The organism is Marivivens sp. ABH4_498, from assembly GCF_056160585.1.
In genome coordinates, this window is the sequence record NZ_JBSWXL010000001.1 from 550,941 (window position 1) to 570,638 (window position 19,698).

General features: G+C 56.7%; 21 protein-coding genes. 9 read left to right on the top strand and 12 right to left on the bottom strand.

What is annotated here, in order from left to right; genetic code table 11:
- Nucleotides 1–19: 19 nt before the first annotated feature.
- On the top strand, nucleotides 20–481 hold the full coding sequence (locus ACXAGA_RS02835; protein ID WP_475115992.1) for a hypothetical protein: 462 nt from the start codon (nucleotides 20–22) through the stop codon (nucleotides 479–481).
- Here ACXAGA_RS02835 and ACXAGA_RS02840 read toward each other — a convergent pair whose 3' ends face one another.
- The gene (locus ACXAGA_RS02840) at nucleotides 482–664 is read right to left on the bottom strand and encodes a zinc-finger domain-containing protein (protein WP_086451500.1); all 183 of its coding nucleotides are present in this window, start codon (nucleotides 662–664) and stop codon (nucleotides 482–484) included.
- A 95-nt stretch (nucleotides 665–759) separates the two neighbouring features.
- On the opposite strand from ACXAGA_RS02840, the gene ACXAGA_RS02845 reads away from it, so the two are divergent.
- The gene (locus ACXAGA_RS02845) at nucleotides 760–1,692 is read left to right on the top strand and encodes an ABC transporter ATP-binding protein (protein WP_475115993.1); all 933 of its coding nucleotides are present in this window, start codon (nucleotides 760–762) and stop codon (nucleotides 1,690–1,692) included.
- Here the strand turns inward: ACXAGA_RS02845 and ACXAGA_RS02850 are convergent, their stop codons facing one another.
- Together ACXAGA_RS02850 and ACXAGA_RS02855 are read right to left on the bottom strand one after the other, a co-directional pair.
- Entirely contained in the window at nucleotides 1,693–2,055 is a 363-nt protein-coding gene (locus tag ACXAGA_RS02850) for an HIT domain-containing protein (RefSeq protein ID WP_475115994.1), read from the bottom strand.
- 8 nt (nucleotides 2,056–2,063) lie between these two features.
- Nucleotides 2,064–3,641, bottom strand: coding sequence for a DUF5928 domain-containing protein (locus ACXAGA_RS02855; protein ID WP_475115995.1), 1,578 nt, complete (start codon nucleotides 3,639–3,641; stop codon nucleotides 2,064–2,066).
- Between the two features lie 151 nt (nucleotides 3,642–3,792).
- On the opposite strand from ACXAGA_RS02855, the gene ACXAGA_RS02860 reads away from it, so the two are divergent.
- The gene (locus ACXAGA_RS02860; protein ID WP_475115996.1) at nucleotides 3,793–4,611 is read left to right on the top strand and encodes a sulfotransferase family protein; all 819 of its coding nucleotides are present in this window, start codon (nucleotides 3,793–3,795) and stop codon (nucleotides 4,609–4,611) included.
- 13 nt (nucleotides 4,612–4,624) lie between these two features.
- On the opposite strand, the gene ACXAGA_RS02865 is transcribed toward ACXAGA_RS02860, so the two are convergent.
- From ACXAGA_RS02865 to ACXAGA_RS02885, 5 genes are read right to left on the bottom strand one after another with little or no spacing between them, the layout of a single operon-like run.
- Complete coding sequence (locus tag ACXAGA_RS02865; RefSeq protein WP_475115997.1) at nucleotides 4,625–5,677, bottom strand: HesA/MoeB/ThiF family protein; 1,053 nt, start codon at nucleotides 5,675–5,677, stop codon at nucleotides 4,625–4,627.
- Nucleotides 5,674–6,138, bottom strand: a complete 465-nt coding sequence (gene dut / locus ACXAGA_RS02870; RefSeq protein ID WP_475115998.1) for a dUTP diphosphatase — start codon at nucleotides 6,136–6,138, stop codon at nucleotides 5,674–5,676. Before dut ends, ACXAGA_RS02865 begins: the two co-directional genes overlap by 4 nt.
- Before the next feature lie 12 nt (nucleotides 6,139–6,150).
- The gene (gene coaBC / locus ACXAGA_RS02875; RefSeq protein ID WP_475115999.1) at nucleotides 6,151–7,353 is read right to left on the bottom strand and encodes a bifunctional phosphopantothenoylcysteine decarboxylase/phosphopantothenate--cysteine ligase CoaBC; all 1,203 of its coding nucleotides are present in this window, start codon (nucleotides 7,351–7,353) and stop codon (nucleotides 6,151–6,153) included.
- 52 nt (nucleotides 7,354–7,405) lie between these two features.
- On the bottom strand, nucleotides 7,406–8,155 hold the full coding sequence (locus tag ACXAGA_RS02880) for a ChaN family lipoprotein (protein ID WP_475116000.1): 750 nt from the start codon (nucleotides 8,153–8,155) through the stop codon (nucleotides 7,406–7,408).
- Nucleotides 8,152–9,030 carry an RNA polymerase factor sigma-32 gene (locus ACXAGA_RS02885; protein ID WP_475116001.1) on the bottom strand — a complete coding sequence of 293 codons (879 nt, stop codon included), beginning with the start codon at nucleotides 9,028–9,030 and terminating at the stop codon, nucleotides 8,152–8,154. The genes ACXAGA_RS02880 and ACXAGA_RS02885 overlap by 4 nt, the downstream gene beginning before the upstream one ends.
- 80 nt (nucleotides 9,031–9,110) lie before the next feature.
- Here ACXAGA_RS02885 and cobU point away from each other — a divergent pair, with 80 nt between their 5' ends.
- Genes cobU through ACXAGA_RS02905 form a run of 4 tightly spaced genes read left to right on the top strand, consistent with a single transcriptional unit; the run spans nucleotide 9,111 to nucleotide 12,492 of the window.
- A complete protein-coding gene (gene cobU, locus ACXAGA_RS02890) occupies nucleotides 9,111–9,644 on the top strand; it encodes a bifunctional adenosylcobinamide kinase/adenosylcobinamide-phosphate guanylyltransferase (protein ID WP_475116002.1) in 534 nt (177 codons plus the stop codon).
- The gene (locus tag ACXAGA_RS02895) at nucleotides 9,641–10,192 is read left to right on the top strand and encodes a histidine phosphatase family protein (RefSeq protein ID WP_475116003.1); all 552 of its coding nucleotides are present in this window, start codon (nucleotides 9,641–9,643) and stop codon (nucleotides 10,190–10,192) included. Before cobU ends, ACXAGA_RS02895 begins: the two co-directional genes overlap by 4 nt.
- A 58-nt stretch (nucleotides 10,193–10,250) precedes the next feature.
- Nucleotides 10,251–10,931 carry a glutathione S-transferase gene (locus ACXAGA_RS02900; RefSeq protein ID WP_475116004.1) on the top strand — a complete coding sequence of 227 codons (681 nt, stop codon included), beginning with the start codon at nucleotides 10,251–10,253 and terminating at the stop codon, nucleotides 10,929–10,931.
- Between the two features lie 49 nt (nucleotides 10,932–10,980).
- Nucleotides 10,981–12,492 (top strand): YifB family Mg chelatase-like AAA ATPase, encoded by a 1,512-nt coding sequence (locus ACXAGA_RS02905; RefSeq protein WP_475116005.1) that lies wholly within the window; start codon nucleotides 10,981–10,983, stop codon nucleotides 12,490–12,492.
- On the opposite strand, the gene ACXAGA_RS02910 is transcribed toward ACXAGA_RS02905, so the two are convergent.
- From ACXAGA_RS02910 to rsmI, 4 genes are all read right to left on the bottom strand, one after another.
- Nucleotides 12,465–13,370, bottom strand: coding sequence for an alpha/beta hydrolase fold domain-containing protein (locus ACXAGA_RS02910; protein WP_475116006.1), 906 nt, complete (start codon nucleotides 13,368–13,370; stop codon nucleotides 12,465–12,467). The genes ACXAGA_RS02905 and ACXAGA_RS02910 overlap by 28 nt on opposite strands.
- The gene (gshB, locus tag ACXAGA_RS02915; protein WP_475116223.1) at nucleotides 13,370–14,314 is read right to left on the bottom strand and encodes a glutathione synthase; all 945 of its coding nucleotides are present in this window, start codon (nucleotides 14,312–14,314) and stop codon (nucleotides 13,370–13,372) included. Before gshB ends, ACXAGA_RS02910 begins: the two co-directional genes overlap by 1 nt.
- A gap of 61 nt (nucleotides 14,315–14,375) precedes the next feature.
- Nucleotides 14,376–14,747, bottom strand: coding sequence for a YraN family protein (locus tag ACXAGA_RS02920; RefSeq protein ID WP_475116007.1), 372 nt, complete (start codon nucleotides 14,745–14,747; stop codon nucleotides 14,376–14,378).
- Entirely contained in the window at nucleotides 14,744–15,607 is an 864-nt protein-coding gene (rsmI, locus tag ACXAGA_RS02925; RefSeq protein ID WP_475116008.1) for a 16S rRNA (cytidine(1402)-2'-O)-methyltransferase, read from the bottom strand. The genes ACXAGA_RS02920 and rsmI overlap by 4 nt, the downstream gene beginning before the upstream one ends.
- A gap of 98 nt (nucleotides 15,608–15,705) precedes the next feature.
- On the opposite strand from rsmI, the gene ACXAGA_RS02930 reads away from it, so the two are divergent.
- On the top strand, nucleotides 15,706–16,884 hold the full coding sequence (locus ACXAGA_RS02930) for a penicillin-binding protein activator (protein ID WP_475116009.1): 1,179 nt from the start codon (nucleotides 15,706–15,708) through the stop codon (nucleotides 16,882–16,884).
- Nucleotides 16,844–19,666: a [protein-PII] uridylyltransferase gene (locus tag ACXAGA_RS02935; protein ID WP_475116010.1), complete on the top strand. Its 2,823-nt coding sequence runs from the start codon at nucleotides 16,844–16,846 to the stop codon at nucleotides 19,664–19,666. Before ACXAGA_RS02930 ends, ACXAGA_RS02935 begins: the two co-directional genes overlap by 41 nt.
- Nucleotides 19,667–19,698: the final 32 nt, after the last annotated feature.

A 19,698-nucleotide genomic window follows, 5' to 3' on the forward strand; every position in this document is an offset into this window, starting at 1 on the left:
TCGTTAAAGGGTTTTTGACATGTTCCGCGTCCTGCTTCTAGTCGGCATTACGGCTTCTTCGGTTGCAAATGCACAATCACGTACGTCGTGCCACCTGACGGACGACAATGACAACTGTAACCGCGTCGTCGCCTGCGTCGGGAACGAAGGCACATGGTTCAACGGACGCGCCTTTGGCCGCGGGTCGGGCGAATTTTCAGGAAAACTGTCCGACGGCACGCTGTGCAGCGGCACGTGGATGTCGCAAAATTGGATGGGACTGGGTCAAGCGGACGTGACATGCGAAAACGGCGACACGGGCCGCGTTTATTACACGTACCAAGACCCTTATACGGGCACCGCTGTTGGGCGCGGATCCATGGCAGACGGCACGCCCATACGGATTTGGTCGGGCACGCATGTGCTCGAATATCTTCGGGGGGATACGGGGGAACGGATCGCCTACCTGCCGTGCGCGGGTGGCGATATTCCAATCAGCTGATTATTCAGCCAGTTCCGGACGCGATGCGTGAACGTATTTCGCATCGCAGTACGGGCATTCCACATAACCGTCTTCGTGTGGGATTTGCAGCCAGACGCGTGGGTGGCCCAAGGCACCTTCGCTACCGTCACATGCGACTTTCCAAGTTTCGACGATTTTGGTTTCTGGTGCAGGAATTGTCATCACTAAGCCTATATTGGTTGTCGCTGGACACTCTCCGCTTTAGATCGTGATTGAACCTATATCAACCCCGTGCGCTGAAAATGCAGGACCCGAACATGACAGAAAATGCCATCGAAATCACCGACCTGCGCAAAACCTATGCCGCGACAGGCCGATCAGAGGCGAAAGAAGCGCTAAAAGGGATCAACCTGAACATCCCGCGCGGGTCCATTTTCGGGCTACTGGGGCCAAATGGCGCCGGAAAATCCACGATTATCAACATTTTGGCGGGTCTGGTAAACAAAACCGCCGGCAACGTGAAAATCTGGGGATTTGATCAGGACGTCAATCCGCGCCAATCGCGCGCCGCCATCGGCATCATGCCGCAAGAGCCGAACCTTGATCCGTTTTTTACCCCGCGCGGCAGCCTAGAGGTACAGGCGGGCCTATACGGCGTGCCGAAATCACAGCGCAAAACGGCAGAGATTCTGGAACTGATCGGCCTAACCGACAAAGCCGAAGCCTACGCGCGGTCCCTATCGGGCGGTATGCGCCGCCGTTTGTTGCTGGGCAAAGCGTTGGTTCACGCGCCGCAGATTCTGGTGCTGGACGAACCGACAGCGGGCGTCGATATCAACCTGCGCAACATGCTGTGGGCCAATGTGCGTCGCCTGAACGAAGAACTGGGGATGACCATCATCCTGACGACCCACTATTTGGAAGAAGCGCAGGAAATGTGCGACGAAATCGCCATCATCAATAATGGCGAACTGATCACGCGCGACACCACCGCCAACCTGCTGGGCCGTTTGGATAATAAAACCATGGTGATCATGCCCAGCCATGATGCCGAAATCCCTGCCCTACCCGCTGGTATCACGGGCGCAAAACGGGCCGACGGGTCCATCGCGCTGACGTATAAACCGCGCGAAGTGTCCGCCGAACAGGTTTTGTCAGCGGTTCATGCCGCCAATATCAAAATCAGCGACATCAAAACCGAAGAGGCCGACCTAGAGGACGTGTTCCTCGCCCTCACCTCGGCCAGCTGATTACTGTTCCAGCATTCGGCCCAAAACGCGGCCCGCAACGATGTGCAGGTGGAAATGCGGCACCTCTTGGATGCCGTGTTCGCGGCTGTTGGCAATCGCGCGGAACCCATCATCCACGCCCGCGATTTCGCAAACTTTGGCAACGGCCTGCATGAAACCAACCTGTTCGTCGGCGGATGCGTCACGGGCAAAATGATCCAGCGACATATACGGGCCTTTGGGGATCACCAGAATATGGGTCGGAGCCTGCGGCGCGATGTCATGAAACGCCAGCGCATGATCGTTTTCATACACGGTGTTATTCGGAATTTCGCCGCGCAGGATTTTCGCGAAAATATTCTGGGGGTCGTAGTTGAATTCCATGGGTCGCCTCAGTCAACGAATAGGTGTGGAGTTTGCGCGATTTGACGCGCGATATCTTCGGATACGGTCAGGAATGACGCAAGTGCGGTTGCGTTTTCTTCGGGCGGCAGGGTTTCGATAATCCGGTTGTAGGATTCGAAACCGCTGTCGCGAATGCGGTCGCTTTCGTGTGCCAGATCATTGCGAACCGTCGGAAGCAGACGCGCAGTGGTTTCGGCGTCTGTTTCTTCGCCCATCAGACCAACCCGTTGCGCGTGCCCGCGGATGTAGTCATCCGAAAAATTACACTGAATTTCCAGAACCTTGGTAATGGAGCGATCGTTCGAAAAATCCTGCATCAGATCCAGGTTCGCCGTATCCATACACACGACCATGCGGTCGGTTTCGTGATAGTCAAACAGCATCCGCATCAATGCGCGGCGGTGACGGTGACGTTTGCCCAGCGTCGCCTGAATACCGCCCAGATCGGGCAGAGGCGTCGATTCTTCGTTAAACAAATAGGCCGTCACGGGTATGTTGGCGTGCTGTTCGATGGATGCGATCAAACGTTTGGCCACGTGCCATTTTTTACACGCCACAATCAGCAATTCACGGTCACGGCCCAAAGATGCCTCTGATTCCCAGAAACGTGGGGCGTACCGACGACCTTCGCGTCCGCGGCCCGTCAGGAATTTGAACAGGTTGCGGCCTTCGTTCGAAATGGGGAAATCAGACCGATCGGATGCGTACAGGCGGCCCAGACGTTTGCGCAGTTCGGTGGCTTCGGGGCTGATTTTACGGGCGAACAGCGAATCCTGCGCCAGCAACATGTCATAGTGATCGTTATAGAACGTCACAGGCATCCCGTAGTCGGTGAACATCAAAAACGTCAGGGTGCGCGTATCAATTTCCTTTTCGGGCACCAGATGACGGACAAGCGTTTGGAAAAAGGTTTCATCGGGAATCCACGTGGTGGAAAAGAATTTCATCACGTCTTTGCGTTGGCGCGTAAAATCAATGATCCATTCGATCGTGCGGCGACGCAGGCACCACCATTGGCTGCCGATTTGCACCTGAATATCTTCGGGGATTTGCCGCGTGAAACCGAACCGGCGCTGCGCCCAGAACGACCAGTAGAACCGCCGCTTTTGCGTGCGTTCGTTAAACCAGTGACGATAGATCAGGCGTTCTTCTTTCATGCCTGTCTTGATCCAGTCGCTTTCGAAAAAATCGAAACTTTCGACGTAGTCTTTGTCGTGCGAATCCAAGAACCGATGCGCGTATTTTGCCGATTTCACGGCCATACAGTCGCCGGACACCATGTAAAAATGGGTCGCGCGCGGAAAGGCGTCAACGGCGGCTTCAATCGCGTAAAGCGATGCTTGGACCAGGCTCCATTCACCCCAGCCACATTTGATCCGTTTTTTCGCAAAGGTGACGTTTGGGTTGTCTGACAGTTCCTGAACGATCAGGTCATAGGCCGCTTGCGGTGCGCTGGCATCAAAGTGAATCGATATATAATCGCCCACAGCGGTCAGCTGTTCGGCCTGCTGAATGATCGCTTCGGGGTTTTTATGACAAAGTAGAATAAAGGCGATTTTTGCCATATCGGAAACAATAACCCAGCTTGGTTCTTTTCGGTTTCTTCTAGATAGCCCAAAGAGCCATTGAAAAAACAGTGTTTCTTTGCTTTTTATGGGCGATATTATTTCGCGTCGACTATCTACAGGCGAACGACGTGCAAAAGAAGGGAAGAGTATGGGGTTTCCGGGCACTTGGATGACCGAAAGTGAAAGCATGGTATATCGGGTCGTTCCGAAATGCGCATGTTCGTCCATCGGTCAGATTATGTTCTATTCGGATCACGGCCGATTTTTCGATGGCGACATTCACGATGCCAACGACGGCATGCACAAATGGGCGTTCGACAGCAGCCAGCAGGTGATCACCGACAACGTGAAATCGCACAAAAGCTATGCCTTTACCTGCGTGCGCAACCCGTACACCCGCATTCTGTCGTCGTTCTTTGACAAAATCTGCGGCATTCAGCGCAACGGCAAACGCTATCGCGGCAATCTGGTCCCGACCCTGATCCAGAAATACGGGATCGAGGTTGGCAGCCCAGAGGACGGTTTCGATTTCGACCAGATCCAGTCGTTCCGCCGTTTCCTATTGTTTGCGCGTGACACCATCCGCTGGAAACGCCCGATGGAACCGGACATCCACTGGTCCGCGATGTCTGGCCATATTTCCACGTTCATCGTGAACGGCGGTCAATACGACCACATCTTTTTCACAGAAAAATTCAACGAAGGCATGCAGGTCGTTCTGGATAACTGCGAAACGGCGCATTCGATTGATCTGTCGAACATCCCACGTTTCAACGAATCCGAAGGCCACGGCCCGAAACGCGCGCATCCCGTCGAAGACTACTTTGACGATCTGTCGATGCATCTGGTCTATGAGATCTACAAAAAAGATTTCCAGCTGTTCAAATACGACTTTGAAAACCCTGGAAATAAAATGCCAATCGGCGAAGTCGATCTGGAAGAAGTTCACGCCAAACTGGGCGACTAAAGACAAAGCCGACCTACTGGGGTCGGCTTTGACATATGGGGCAGTCGTCACGCGGTTTCGTTTTCATGATCCGCGTATCGGCATATAGCGCATCATACATCATCAAACGCCCTCGCAGCGGATCGCCCGCCCCTGTGATGTATTTCACGGCCTCTGCCGCCATCATCGACCCAACGACGCCCGGCAATGGACCCAAAACACCAGCTTCGGCGCAGGATGGAACCAGTTCGGGCGCGGGCGCCTGTGGGAAAACGCATTGATAACAGGGGCCGCCGCGCGCGGGGTCGTATAGTGAAATCTGGCCTTCCCACTGGGTCATGGCGGCGGCGATCAGGGGTTTACCCAGTTTCACAGCGATTTCATTGACCAAATAGCGGGTCGGGAAATTGTCGGACCCATCTAGGATCAGGTCATAATCGGCGAACAGGGTTTCTGCGTCTTCAGCAGTTAGGCGGCGATTGTAGGGGCGCACCTCGATCCACGGGTTCAGGGCGCGCATGGTTTTGGCCGCGGAATGCACCTTTGGCATACCGATGTTTTGGTCGGCGTGGATGGTCTGGCGTTGCAGGTTGGAATTATCCACCTCGTCATCGTCGACAATCCCGATGGTGCCTACGCCAGCGGCGGCAAGGTATTGCAGCACGGGCGACCCCAGCCCCCCTGCCCCAATCACCAGAACCCGCGCGTTTTTCAGTTTCTTTTGCCCCGGTCCGCCAATTTCGCGCAGCATCATGTGACGCGCGTAACGATCCAGTTCGGCATCTGTAAAACTGCCCGTAGGCAAGGCGGGCGCGTCGGCGGCATCGCGGGCCGCGATCCGCGTTTTCAGCGCCCGCAGGCCGTAACGGTACGCCCAGACGAGCCCTGCAAAGCCGATCACCAGCGCCCATAAACGCGGCTCTCCGCCTGTGGCTTGCCGTAGTGGGTTACCTTCGGGCAGGACGATGTTGGCCAGCAAAACAGCGGCCATCAGAATTCCGATCATGACCCAACGCGCGCGGCGAGGCGTGCCCATAGCGGCCCCGACACCCCACATCACGCCAGCCATGATCAGAACGATAATCATGCGCGGCCCGTCGATCCAAATCCGCCCTGACCGCGTACGGTGTCGGACAGTTCTTTGCCAGCGGCCACGAAACGGCCCTGAACAACGGGGGCGACGACGAACTGCGCAATGCGATCGCCGTGGGCGATGTGGAAATCCTGATCCCCAGCGTTCATGATGATCACGCCAACAGGGCCGCGATAATCGCTGTCGATGGTTCCGGGGGTGTTGGGTAAGGTGATGCCATGTTTCAGCGCAAGGCCCGAACGGGGGCGAACCTGAACTTCGTATCCTTCGGGGATTTCCATACGAAACCCTGTGGGGATCAGGCTGCGGCCACCGGCGGGGATCGTCACGCCTTCACGCGCATCCGCTGGAAAATTCGCGCGCACGTCTGCGCCCGCTGCGCCCACGGTTTCATAGCTAGGCAGCGCAACGGATTGATCGGCGTCATCCAACCATTCGATTTGAATATCAGGCACAGAGGCGTTCCTTTAGTCTTTGTCTAAGATAGCGCTGGCGATGCGTTCCGCCAGTTTTTGGGCAACCGCGTCTTTGCCCATGCGGGGCCATTCGTCGGCGCCCGCGTCCGAAATGATCGTCACCGCATTTTCTGATCCGCCCATAATGCCCGTTGCGGGGGACACATCATTGGCGACGATCCAATCACAGCCTTTGCGCGCGCGTTTCGCCGTGGCATGGGCGATCACATCATCTGTTTCAGCGGCAAAGCCGACAACCAACGGCGGACGGCCAACGGTCATTTGGCTGACGGCCGCCAGAATGTCGGGGTTTTCCGCAAATTCCAGCATAGGCAGCGCGCCGTTTTGTTTTTTAATCTTCGACGTCGAGGCCGATGACACGCGCCAATCAGCCACCGCAGCGGCGAAAACGGCGGCATCGACGGGCAAATTCGCCTCGACCGCGTGTTTCATTTGTTGGGCTGTTTCAACAGCGACGACCTGCACACCAACGGGCGGAGGCACATCGGCGGGGCCCGTGACGAACACGACCTCGGCCCCTAATTCGACCAACGCTTTGGCAATTGCGGTGCCTTGCGCGCCCGACGAACGGTTTGCGATGTAACGCACGGGATCAATCGGTTCATGGGTCGGGCCCGACGTGACCAGAACGCGTTTTCCGCGCAACGGCCCATCCGACAGCGCAACGCGGATCGAGGCGATGATATCGGGCACTTCGGCCAGACGACCGGGACCGTATTCGCCGCAGGCCATATTGCCCTGATCGGGTCCGACGATCATGATCCCGTCGCCTTGCAGTGTTTTCAGGTTTCGCTGCGTCGCGGGGTGTTCCCACATGCGCACGTTCATGGATGGAGCGATCAGAACGGGCGTATCGGTCGCCATCAACAGCGTGGACGCCAGGTCATTCGCCTGACCGTTCGCCATTTTCGACATCAGGTCGGCGGTCGCAGGGGCCACGACGACCAGATCGGCGGAACGGGATAGTTCGATGTGGCCCATTTCGGCTTCGTCCGTCAGGTCAAACAGATCCTGATACACCTTTTCCGCAGCCAGCGCCGACACAGACAAAGGCGTGACAAATTCAGCACCCGCTTTGGTCAGCACAGGCGTCACGGCCGCGCCCTGTTCACGCAGACGGCGGATCAGGTCCAGCGTTTTGAACGCCGCAATACCGCCGCCGATGATCAGAAGAATTCGTTTATTTGCCAGCATATCGGCCTCTTCCCTAGGATAGGTTGGACCCTAGCGAAAGCCGAAAGGACAATCAATTGAACGCGTCACAGGGATCGGGGCGTTCAAATGCACCAGTGACAATGGTCACATCATACAGATCAGTGTCGGCGGACGATTCCAAGATGCCATAAGACACAACATCCACATCAGGCGCGGCCTGCGCGATGATCGCAGGGATTGCGCGGTCATTGCGTGCGTGTCCATTGCCAGTGATCACGGCAACCGGGCCACCTGTTTCACGCAAAGCGTCCAGCGTCACGCGTGCGAAATGGGCGTCGCGTAGGCGTTGCGCTTCGACGATGCCGCCCAAAATATCGCGGGGCATGGCGGAACAATGGGACAGGAAAATTTCGTCCTCAAACGCCGCCTGCGTTTCCGCATCTAACGGGCCTAGGCCAAATGTCAGCGCGTCATCCCCAAACATCGCAGCCGCCCCTTGGCCCGCGGCAGACATAACCACGTCGCGGGGCAAGGCAGCGCCGTAAACACGCGCGCCGTTCAACTGTTCGAATATCGGCTGATAGATTGCGTAATCGGGCCATCCGCTGTCCGCCCAATCAACGGCATCGCCGATGTCGGCAGGATCAATGCCGCCGTTGATGATGGCGGCCTGATCTGGCGATAGCATTTCGAAAACCACCGCCGTAGGCTGGATTTCGGTGACCAAATTGGCCTGTTCGATATGGTGAGCGGGGTTGTCGTGAATTTCACCCAACACCCACACATCCTGCGCGGCGACTGGCGCGGCTAAAAGACCTACAAAAAGAATCAACTTCCTCATGCAAGGAAGTTGAACACCTCTTTCGACTGCGCTTCAAGGCTTTTGCGCATTTTGCCAAAGGCTGCTGCTTCGACCTGACGCACGCGTTCTTTGGACAGGCCCAATTCGTCGCCCAGGCTTTCTAGGGTACGTGGGTTTTCGCGTAGTTTGCGTTCGCGGACGATGAAACGTTCACGTTCGTTCAATTCGCCCAGCGCAAGGTTCATCCAAACGCGCAACTGTTCCTGATCGTGTTCGTGTTCGACCAGCTGCTCAGCCTGTTCGCTTTCGTCTTCGATCGTGTCGATCCAGCTGCGGCCTTCGTCTTCGGTCGATTGGGTCGCATCCAGCGAAAAATCGGAACCCGACAGGCGGCCATCCATCATTTCGACGTCGTGCACCGGCACTTTCAATTCGGCGGCGATGGCGGCGTATAGTTCGGAGCGTTCTAGCGTGATGCCGTCTTTGGACGCTTCGCGTTCCAGACGGGCCTGAATGCGGCGCATGTTGAAAAACAGGGATTTTTGGCTGCTGGTCGAACCGGTACGGACCATCGACCAGTTGCGCATCACGAAATCTTGGATGCTCGCCTTGATCCACCAAACGGCATAAGTTGAAAAACGAACGCCGCGATCTGGGTCAAACTTTTCAGCGGCTTTCATCAGACCCAGCGACGCCTCTTGGATCAGGTCGTTCATAGGGGCGCCGTAGCGGCGGAATTTGCTGGCCATTGAAATCGCCAGACGCATGTAGGCGGTCGTCAAACGGTGGAGGGCCTCGGTGTCCTGATGGTCGCGCCACGCAAAAGCAAGCTGCGCTTCGGTTTCTGCGTCCAACAGTTCCGCCTTCATGGCGCGGCGGGAAATGTTAAAGTCCGTCGTATTGTCCAGTGCCATGGTCACCTCCTGGGGTGTTGTTGTGTTAATTGTTTGGTTAACTCACTGTGGTACGGAAAAGTTCCAAAGGTGGATCACCCATGGCTGCACATCTAAGGTTGCAAAAACTCACACTCGTCCTAGGTGGCGCTGCATCCGGCAAATCCAAATATGCCGAGTCGATTGTAACAAAATCAGGAAAAAACCCTGTATATTTAGCGACTTCTCAGCCGTTCGATGACGAAATGCAGGCAAAGGTAACTGCGCATAGACAGCAGCGGGGCGACGGATGGCACACCATCGAAGAGCCGATAAATATTTCCAAAATTCTCGATTCTGTGAACGGAACTCAGGCCGTTTTGATTGATTGCGCAACGCTGTGGCTGGGGAATTTGATGCACTATGACCACGATATCGATGCGGCGTTCGATGATTTAACCGCCGCCTGTCGCCGCTGCGCCGCGCCTGTCGTGATCGTATCGAATGAATTGGGCATGGGGTTGGTGCCCGAAACCACATTGGGTCGAAAATTTCGAAACCTTCATGGCAAAATGAACCAACAGATCGCCGCCGCCGCCGACACCGTTTATTTCGTCGCCGCAGGACTGCCCATGACATTAAAGGCTCCGCAATGACCCGCCTATGGCTGGTGCGTCACGGCCCGACCCACGCAAAAAACATGGTCGGGTGGACAGACCTGCCCGCCGATTTATCGGACACCGCCGCGATTGAACGATTATCGGCGCATTTGCCTGCTGCCCCCGTTGTGTCATCCGACCTGTCGCGCGCCGTTGCGACTGCGGACGCGATCCAAGGGAACCGCCCGCGTCTGCCGCATCACGCGGGACTGCGGGAAATTCATTTCGGCGATTGGGAAATGGCGAGTTTTTCCGACGATCCGCATATGCGCGCCTTTTGGGAAACGCCCGGCGACATTGCCGCCCCCAATGGCGAAAGCTGGAACGACGTGCGGACCCGTGCCAACACAGCTATCGACGAACACCTATCGCTGGGGCACCCCGATCTGATTGTCGTGGCGCATTTCGGGATGATCCTGACTCAGGTCCAGCGGGCGCTGGGGTGCTGCGCCTATGAAACCTTTGGCCACCGGATCGAAAATCTGTCCGTGACAACGATCGACACCGCCAATTGGAACGCCGTCGCGATCAATCACAAACCCTAATGGGGGGCTTCACAATTCTTGTTTAGCGCGTTTCATTTTTTCGCGCTAACGTGATGGCATGAGCTACGATTTATATATTGGCGATCGCCTATTTAGCAGCTGGTCCCTACGCGGATGGCTGATGTTTGAAAAATTTAACATCCCCTACACCGAACATATGCTGGGGCTGTATGCGGGCACATTAAAAACTGACATGGCGGACCTTGCCCCCGCTAAAACCGTGCCCGCGATGAAAACGCCCGCGGGCTATGTACTGTCTGACAGCATTTCGATGGCCGAAACGCTGGCCGAAGAAAACCCAGACAAAGGCCTGTGGCCGACGGACGCGGGCGCACGGGCTTTAGCGCGGAATTTGGTCGCCGAAATGCACTCCAGCTTTGGCGCGCTGCGCGGCTGCGACATGCAGCTATCCCACGTGTGGGACGGGTTTGAACCCAGCGACGCGGTGCGGAACGATCTGTCGCGTATCGAATTTCTGTGGGGCATGGCGCGCGAAAAATATGGCGCGAATGGCCCGTGGCTGTTTGGCGACTATTCGCTGGCCGACGTGTTTTATGCGCCCGTGGCGATGCGGATCACAGGGTACGGATTGCCCGTATCCGACATGGCGCAGACCTATGTGAACGCGCATCTGGCGGACCCTGCATTCCTGAAATGGCGCGACATGGCGTTGCAGGAAACACACGACCCGTTTCCTTATGAAAAAAATCTGCCGCGCAAACCGTGGCCCGTTAACTAATCATCAACTCCTGCCCCGTTAACCAAACATTTAGGTTAACGGGGGTCCCATGGTCGCAACGACCTATACAGTCGCATTCGAAGGGTTAGAGGCCCGTCTGGTCGAAGTTCAATGCGCCGAGGTGCAGGGCCTGCCCGGTTTTGCAATTGTCGGATTGCCGAACAAAGCAGTGACCGAAGCGCGTGAACGCGTCCGCGCCGTGTTCGAAGCGTTAGGCATCGCGCTGCCATCGTCCAAAATCACGGTAAACCTGTCCCCCGCCGACATGCCAAAAGACGGATCACACTTTGATCTGCCCATTGCCTTGGCCCTGCTGGCCGAATTGGGGGTCGTTCCCAAAGACAAAGCCAAAGAAACCGTATCTATGGGCGAACTCGCGTTGGATGGCAGCCTGATCCCTGTCATCGGCGCGTTGCCAGCCGCACTGACCGCTGCAGAGAACGCGATGTCGATGATCTGTCCCGCCACCTCTGCCCCAGAGGCCGCGTGGGTCGACGCAACCCCTGTTTACGGCGCGAAATCGGCGCTGTCGGTCATACGGCACCTCACGGGTAAATCCCTGATCACGCCGGCCCTACCTGGTGAAATAACGCCGTCAGGTGCCCACAAATGCATGCGCGACGTCAAAGGCCAAGAACGTGCAAAACGCGCGCTGGAAATCGCGGCGGCTGGTCGGCATCACCTATTTTTGCAGGGCCCACCAGGGTCGGGAAAATCGATGCTGGCATCCCGACTGACGGGAATTTTGCCGCAAATGGATGCAGGCGAAGCGCTGGAAACATCGATGATCCATTCGCTATCGGGGTTGATCAAAGACGGTGGAATCAGCCGCGACCGTCCGTTTCGCGAACCGCATCACACTGCATCCATGGCCGCCATTGTCGGCGGCGGGCGCGGCGCCAAACCCGGCGAAATCAGTTTGGCGCATAATGGCGTCCTGTTTATGGATGAATTCCCCGAATTCCCGCGCACCGTTCTGGAAACCCTGCGCCAGCCAATTGAAACAAGCGAAGTGTTCGTGTCTCGGGCCAATGCCCATGTCCGTTACCCGTGTCGGTTTATGCTGGTGGCCGCCGCGAACCCCTGCAAATGCGGTTTTATGTCGGACAGCAGCCGTGCCTGTTCGCGCGCTCCGGTCTGTGGGTCTGATTATCTGGGGCGCATTTCAGGGCCTTTGATGGACCGTTTCGATTTGCGGATCGAAGTGCCCCCCGTGTCCTTTACCGATCTGGATTTGCCTGCCGACGGTGAAACCAGCGCGACAATCGCGGACCGCGTTCAAACCGCCCGAGACATCCAAAAAGCACGATTTATCGATGTCAAAGACATGCGCACAAATTCGGACGCCGAAGGCGCTATTTTGGAACAAATTGCCGAACCGGATAGTGACGGGCGGGCTTTGCTGACTCGGGTTGCCGACAAATTTGGGCTGACGGCGCGCGGCTATCACCGTGTTTTACGCGTAGCTCGGACTATCGCCGATTTGGACGGATCAGACACCGTGCGCCACCCCCATATTGCCGAAGCGGTCGGTTATCGACTCACGCTTAGCACGCCCTGAACAAAAGCCGCCGTATCACGCAACGCAGCGCGGGCTTCGGGCACCCACAACTCGCCCAAATGCCAGACGTGCGGCGCTTTATCCCATGTTTGAACATCGACCTTTGCACCGGCTTTGCGCAAAACCTCGGCCATGCGGTAGGTGTCGTCAGATAACACTTCGGGACTGCCGACCTGCAGGAAAATGGGTGGCGGGGATGTGTATGTCGCAAACAGCGGCGAAATGCGCGGATCCGTCGGGGGCGTGTCCGCATAATAGGCTTGGGCAGCTTCGGTCATGCGATCGGCTGGCAGGACAGGATCAGCATTGCCAACCTCGACCACCGAAGGGCCTGACATTGTCAGATCCGTCCACGGCGAAAACGCAAACAAACCAGCGGGACGTTCACCCCGCGCCGACAATGTCGCCAACAATGACAACGCAAGGCCCCCGCCCGCGCTATCGCCCCCAATGACAATCTGGTCCGCACGATACCCGCGGGCGATCAAATCATCCCACGCGGCAACTGCGTCTTCGAACGCTGCGGGGAACGGTTCGTCGCGCGACAAACGATAATCTTGCGCGAACACTGGCACCCCCGCATAGCCGGACAATCGTGCAAGCATCGCGGAATGCGTTTTTCCGGAACCGGCGAAATACCCACCGCCATGGAAAAACAAGATAATCCCATCACCATCTGCGCCGCGACCGCGGATAAAATGGGCAGGACGCCCGCCCAAAGGACGCTGCAACCGATAGCTATATGGCGGCAGCAACACAAACGCGGCAGCCAAACGATCCATGCGCTTTGCCGCGCGGATAGGGTTGTGCGAATATTTGAAAACGGGGCGCACCAATAACCGCGCCCCAACCGAGTACAAACGCAGGCGAAACGACATTATTTTGCCTTTCGCGCCTCGATCGCTTGCCAGATTTTTTCAGCGACATTGGTGCCGTCGAAACGTTCCAGTTCCTGAATACCCGTGGGCGAGGTCACGTTGATTTCCGTCAGATAATCGCCGATCACGTCGATCCCGACGAAAATCTGGCCCTTTTCGCGCAATAGCGGCCCAATGGCGGCACAGATTTCGCGGTCGCGGTCTGTCAGTTCAACCTTTTCCGCGCGGCCGCCCACGTGCATGTTGGAACGGGTTTCGCCCTTTTGCGGAACTCGGTTGATCGCACCGACGGGTTCGCCGTCGACAAGAATAACGCGTTTATCACCAGCAGATACCGCAGGCAGGAATTTCTGCACGATCAGCGGTTCGTTGTTAATGCCCGTGAACATTTCATGCAGCGACGCAAGGTTGCCGTCGCCCGCGCTCAATTTGAACACGCCCGCGCCGCCGTTGCCGTACAGCGGTTTCAGGATGATATCACCATGACGTTCGCGGAATTCGCGCAGCGTTTGCAGATCGCGTGCAATCGCAGTGGGCGGCGTCAGGTCAGGGAAATCCAGAACCAGCAGCTTTTCAGGATAGTTGCGAACCCAGAACGGATCATTAACGACCAGCGTTTCAGGATGAATGCGGTCCAGAATATGGGTCGTCGTGATATACCCCATGTCGAACGGAGGGTCCTGACGGAGCCAGACCACATCAAAATCGGCCAGATCGACCTCTTGTTCGTCGCCCAAGATCGCATGATCACCTTTGACGCGCTGAACGGTCAGAGGCCAACCACGGGCGGTAACGCGGCCCTCTTGATAGGCCAATTTGTCGGGGGTGTAGTAAAACAATGTGTGCCCGCGTTTTTGCGCCTCTTCGGCGATGCGGAACGTGCTGTCGGCGTCAATATTGATCGGACCAATCGGGTCCATCTGAATAGCAACTTTAAGAGACATCATGCGGCCTTTGTATAACTGTTGGCTTATACATGGCCCAGCGCGGCCCGCGCTTCAATGCCTACCACATGCCCATCGGTGCGTTTTCAATCACCTTCACCGCGCCGATACCGTCAACCAGCGCCACGTCGATCCGCATTGGCGCGCGTTTTGCGCCCATAAATTCGGTCGCGCTGGTCATGATGCGGGTCATTTGCGCCCGCGTGATCCGCGTGGCGGCTGATGCGTGGGATTTGCTTTTCTTAACCTCGACGAAAATCGTGCGGTCCCCGTGGCGAAAGATTAGATCGATTTCGCCGCCATGTTTGCCGCGCCAACGTTGCGCAATCAGCAATGCGCCCTGCGCTGTATAGTGCCGTTCAACGATCCCTTCGGCGGCCAATCCCGCCTGATAATTTCTGTGCCCACGATGATGCAGCGCGGATGCGGTCATTCCCCTGCCTTCTGCAAGTCGAGCGCGATTTGATAGACCTGCCGTTTTGGCAGACCCAGCGCACCCGCGACCGCTGTTGCTGCGTCTTTGACGCGCATGGTTTCCATCGCTTTTTTCAATGCGGTTTCCACATCCATTTCATCGACTTCGGCGGCACCAGCGCGGCCCACCAAAACAACCAATTCACCTTTGACCGTGCGGTCGGCATATTCAGCCACCAGATCACGCAACGGACCGCGAGAGACCTCTTCGAACTTTTTGGTCAGTTCGCGACACACTGCGGCCTCTCGCTCGTCCCCTAGAACGTCGGCCAAATCGGCTAACATTTCCTTAATGCGTTTGGGCGATTCATAAAAAACCAGCGTGGCGGGGACGTCGCGCAGGGATGCGATATCGGTTTGGCGCTGTGATTTTGTGGCGGGCAAAAAACCGACGAACATGAATTTATCGGTGGGCAATCCTCCAACAGTCAGCGCGGTCAAAACAGCCGAAGCCCCCGGCGCAGCGGTCACATTCGCGCCCGCCGCAATCGCAGCGCGGCCCAATTCGAAACCGGGATCGGCAACCATGGGGGTGCCTGCTTCGGAAACGCAGGCGACGGATTTGCCTTCGCTGATTAGTTTCACAATGCCTGCGACCTGAGCTTCGGTGGAATGATCGTGATAGGCGATCATCTGGCGACCGTTCAGCGGGATGCCGTGAATATCCATCAATTTGCGCGCGGTTCGGGTGTCTTCGGCGACAATCAAATCGCAGCTGGCCAGAATATCCAGCGCTCTCAACGTGATATCGCGGGCGGTCCCAATCGGCGTCGCCACCAGATACAGACCTGCTTCAAGGGGAATAATACGGTGATTCATAACTGGACCCTTTGGTTGTGCAGTCTATTATCCGTTACAGATTGGACCTGCTGGGTCTGCCGCAATTGCGCAGTCCCACGCAAGAGGAGTTATGACAGATGTTTTCGACCGTGCGCGCTGCGCGACTACGCCTTGCGCGTTTTTTTGCATTAATTTCAGTAATTTGGGTCGCCGCATGTGAGCCGATTCCTGTCACTAATTCCAACACATCAAAGGTTAACCCAAACGACCCAGTGACGGTCGCGCTGCTAGTACCTGGCGGCTCTGGCGTCGAATCAGACAGCTTTCTGGCATCCAATTTGGAAAACGCCGCGCGGTTGGCAATTTCCGATTTGAACGGTGTTCAAATTAACCTGCGTGTCTACAACACCGCAGCTAGCCCAGCCCAAGCCGCCGCCGTCGCGACCCAAGCGGTCAACGATGGCGCGCAGATCATCCTAGGCCCTCTGTACGCCGAAGCCGCGAACGCAGCTGGCGTAGCGGTCGCAGACCGCGGCGTGAACGTTTTGGCATTTTCGAACAACACATCGATTGCCGGTAACAACGTATTCGTTTTGGGCGCAACATTCCAAAACACCGCGAACCGCCTGATCGGTTATGCAAAATCCCAAGGCATCAATTCGTATATGATTGTCCATGGTGATGACCTGCAAGGCGCTGTTGGCCGTGATGCCATTTCGTCGGCAGTCCGCACAAATGGCGCAACCCTTGCAGGTGTCGCGTCCTATCCGATGTCCCAACAGGGCATCATTTCGTCGGCGAGCGGTATCGCCAGCCAAATCCGTGCGTCCGGTGCGCAGTCGGTGTTCCTAACAGGTGGCATCAACGCGGACCTGCCAATCATTGCGACCGCATTGCCAGAACAAGGGATCAACCCGAACACCACAAAAATGTTGGGCCTGACCCGTTGGGATGTCGCACCACAAGCGTTGGCGCTGCCTGGTTTGCAGGGCGGTATGTTTGCATTGCCTGACACCCAGATGATCGATCTGTTCGAATCCCGTTACGCCGCGGCCTATGGCCAAACACCGCATCCGTTGGCCGGTTTGGCCTTTGACGGCATTGCCGCTGTTGGCGCCCTATTGGCTGACGGAAACCCCGAAGCGCTATCTTTTGGCGGCCTAACCCAAGCCCAAGGGTTCCAAGGAACCCAAGGTGTCTTCCGTTTGCTGCCAGATGGTACTAATCAACGGGCACTTGCTATTGCCCAAATTCAAAACAATCAGGTGGTTATCGTTGAACCAGCCCCAAGAAGCTTTGCGGGACTCGGCTTCTGAGCCGACACTCCTCACACAAGCCCCCGAAGAAACGGCGGCGGACGGACTTATTTGTCCGGCCGCCGAAATTTTTGACGCCAATGCGATCCGTGCGGAATTAGATGCACGGCTAGAGGACGTGACCGATGCGATGCAAATTCGCAAAATTACGGTCGAAATCCTAAACGCAGCCCGTAAAAACGGGATGGAACGCATCGCCGCTGCCTTTGCAGAACGGCCATTCGATGCGCGCCCTCTGACACGGTCTTACACGCGAATGACCGATTGGATCGTCAAAACGGTTTTGCATGTCGCTGAAACGCGCCTGCACAAACTGAACACCCCCACCGCTGCAGAACGCCTGACGATTGTGGCTGTTGGCGGCTATGGGCGCGGGGAAATGGCGCCATTTTCCGACGTCGATCTGCTGTTCCTGACGCCCTACAAAATCACGCCATGGGCCGAAAGCCTGATCGAATCCATGCTGTATATGATGTGGGATTTGCGGCTAAAGGTCGGTCACGCCAGTCGCACGATCAAGGATTGCCTGAAACTCGCGCGCGAAGATTACACAATCCGTACCTCGCTAGTGGAATACCGCTATCTGGCTGGCGACGAAGCGTTGGCGACTGAATTGGCAGACAAGCTGTGGAACGAATTATTCAGCAGCACCGCCACCGATTTCATCGAAGCTAAATTGGCCGAACGCGCGGAACGTCACCGCAAACAAGGCGGCCAGCGTTACGTCGTTGAACCCAACGTAAAAGAGGGCAAAGGCGGCCTGCGCGACATGCAGTCGCTGTATTGGATCGCGAAATACATCAACCACGTGGCCACGGCATCCGAACTGGTGGATCGCGGTGTATTCACGCCCGACGAATACGTGACATTCCATCAGGCCGAAGAATTCCTGTGGGCCGTTCGCTGCCATCTGCATCTGATCACAGGACGCGCGATGGATCAGCTGACATTTGACCTACAGGTCGAAGTCGCCGACCGCATGGGATACAACGACTCCAACGGTCGTCGTGGCGTGGAAATTTTCATGCAGGACTATTTCCGCCACGCGACCCGCGTGGGTGAATTGACACGCATTTTCCTAACCTCGCTAGAGGCAGAGCACACCAAACCCGAACCGATGTTGACCCGTTTGCTGACCCGCAAACGCAAAGCGCGCCCGCCCTATGCCATCGAACAAAACCGCATCACGGTTGGCGATGAAACGGCGTTTTTCTCTGATCCTTTGAACATGCTGCGCATCTTCGAAGAAGGCATGCGTACCGGCACCCTGCTGCACCCCAATGCGATGCGGCTGCTGGCTGCGAATTTGGATCGCATCGACGACAACATGCGCGAAGATAAAGTGGCGAACCGCATTTTTCTGGATCTGCTGCTGAAACACGGCAACCCAGAACGTGCGCTGCGCCGCATGAACGAATTGGGCGTTCTGTCGGCCTTTGTGCCTGAATTTGCGCCGATCGTGGCGATGATGCAGTTCAATATGTACCACCACTACACGGTGGACGAACATACGATCCAATGTATTTCGCACCTTGCGCAGATCGAACGCGGCGAATTGGTCGAAGAACTGCCCGTCGCATCTGGCATTCTGAAACGCGGCATCAACCGCAAGGTCATGTATGTCGCCCTGCTGCTGCATGACATCGGCAAAGGCCGCCCCGAGGATCATTCGATCCTTGGCGCCCAAATCGCACGCAAGGTCGCGCCGCGTTTGGGGCTGTCGAAAAAAGACTGCGAAACGGTGGAATGGCTGGTCCGCTATCACCTGTTGATGTCCGACGTTGCGCAAAAACGTGACCTGTCCGATCCGCGTACCGTCCGCGATTTTGCCAAGGCCGTGAAATCCGTCGAACGCCTCGATTTGCTGACTGTTCTGACCGTCTGCGACATCCGCGGCGTTGGTCCGGGCACTTGGAATAACTGGAAAGCAATGTTGCTGCGCGACCTGCACCAGCAAACCAAATCCGTGCTGGAAAACGGCATGGAGGAACTGAACCGCAACAGCCGCGAAAACGAAGCCAAACGCCTGCTGCGCGAAGCGCTGTCCGATTGGGACGCGAAAGACCTGCGCACGGAAATTGGCCGCCACTATGGCCCGTACTGGCAGGGCCTGCCGGCCTCGGCTCAGGTTGTGTTTGCGAACCAGCTGCGCGACATCACCGACAGCGAAATTCGCATCGATCTGGAACTGGATCACGACCGCGATGCCACTCGCGCCTGTTTTGCGATGGCCGACCACCCGGGTTTGTTCAGCCGCATGGCTGGCGCGCTGGCTTTGGTCGGGGCGAACGTCGTGGATGCGCGCACCTATACGTCCAAAGACGGCTATGCGACCGCAATTTTCTGGATTCAGGACGCGGACGGTCACCCTTATGAACAGGCCCGCCTACCGCGTCTGCGCAACATGATCGAACGCACGCTCAAGGGCGAAGTCATCGCCCGCGAGGCGCTGAAAGACAAAGACAAGATCAAAAAGCGCGAAAAAGCGTTCCGCGTTCAGACCCATGTCACCTTTGATAACGAAGGATCAGACATCTACACCATTATCGAGGTCGACACCCGCGACCGCGCTGGTTTGCTGCACGATCTGACGCGCACTTTGGCCGCCAACAACGTCTATATCGCATCCGCCGTGATCGCGACCTACGGCGAACAGGTGGTCGATGTGTTCTACGTCAAAGATATGTTCGGTCTGAAATTCCATCAGGACCACCGCCGCGAAGCGTTGGAAAAGAAACTGCGCGAAGCGATTTCGCAGGGCGCAGAACGCGCGAACAAATAAATGGATCGCGTGCCGTTCCGCTGTGGTCGGAT

Bases quoted from the DNA above. Each gene is read 5' to 3' on its own strand.
- ACXAGA_RS02835 (WP_475115992.1), top strand. From the start codon at position 20: ATGTTCCGCGTCCTGCTTCTAGTCGGCATTACGGCTTCTTCGGTTGCA.
- ACXAGA_RS02840 (WP_086451500.1), bottom strand. From the start codon at position 664: ATGACAATTCCTGCACCAGAAACCAAAATCGTCGAAACTTGGAAAGTC.
- ACXAGA_RS02845 (WP_475115993.1), top strand. From the start codon at position 760: ATGACAGAAAATGCCATCGAAATCACCGACCTGCGCAAAACCTATGCC.
- ACXAGA_RS02850 (WP_475115994.1), bottom strand. From the start codon at position 2,055: ATGGAATTCAACTACGACCCCCAGAATATTTTCGCGAAAATCCTGCGC.
- ACXAGA_RS02855 (WP_475115995.1), bottom strand. From the start codon at position 3,641: ATGGCAAAAATCGCCTTTATTCTACTTTGTCATAAAAACCCCGAAGCG.
- ACXAGA_RS02860 (WP_475115996.1), top strand. From the start codon at position 3,793: ATGGGGTTTCCGGGCACTTGGATGACCGAAAGTGAAAGCATGGTATAT.
- ACXAGA_RS02865 (WP_475115997.1), bottom strand. From the start codon at position 5,677: ATGATTATCGTTCTGATCATGGCTGGCGTGATGTGGGGTGTCGGGGCC.
- coaBC (WP_475115999.1), bottom strand. From the start codon at position 7,353: ATGCTGGCAAATAAACGAATTCTTCTGATCATCGGCGGCGGTATTGCG.
- ACXAGA_RS02880 (WP_475116000.1), bottom strand. From the start codon at position 8,155: ATGAGGAAGTTGATTCTTTTTGTAGGTCTTTTAGCCGCGCCAGTCGCC.
- ACXAGA_RS02885 (WP_475116001.1), bottom strand. From the start codon at position 9,030: ATGGCACTGGACAATACGACGGACTTTAACATTTCCCGCCGCGCCATG.
- cobU (WP_475116002.1), top strand. From the start codon at position 9,111: ATGGCTGCACATCTAAGGTTGCAAAAACTCACACTCGTCCTAGGTGGC.
- ACXAGA_RS02895 (WP_475116003.1), top strand. From the start codon at position 9,641: ATGACCCGCCTATGGCTGGTGCGTCACGGCCCGACCCACGCAAAAAAC.
- ACXAGA_RS02900 (WP_475116004.1), top strand. From the start codon at position 10,251: ATGAGCTACGATTTATATATTGGCGATCGCCTATTTAGCAGCTGGTCC.
- ACXAGA_RS02905 (WP_475116005.1), top strand. From the start codon at position 10,981: ATGGTCGCAACGACCTATACAGTCGCATTCGAAGGGTTAGAGGCCCGT.
- ACXAGA_RS02910 (WP_475116006.1), bottom strand. From the start codon at position 13,370: ATGTCGTTTCGCCTGCGTTTGTACTCGGTTGGGGCGCGGTTATTGGTG.
- gshB (WP_475116223.1), bottom strand. From the start codon at position 14,314: ATGTCTCTTAAAGTTGCTATTCAGATGGACCCGATTGGTCCGATCAAT.
- ACXAGA_RS02920 (WP_475116007.1), bottom strand. From the start codon at position 14,747: ATGACCGCATCCGCGCTGCATCATCGTGGGCACAGAAATTATCAGGCG.
- rsmI (WP_475116008.1), bottom strand. From the start codon at position 15,607: ATGAATCACCGTATTATTCCCCTTGAAGCAGGTCTGTATCTGGTGGCG.
- ACXAGA_RS02930 (WP_475116009.1), top strand. From the start codon at position 15,706: ATGTTTTCGACCGTGCGCGCTGCGCGACTACGCCTTGCGCGTTTTTTT.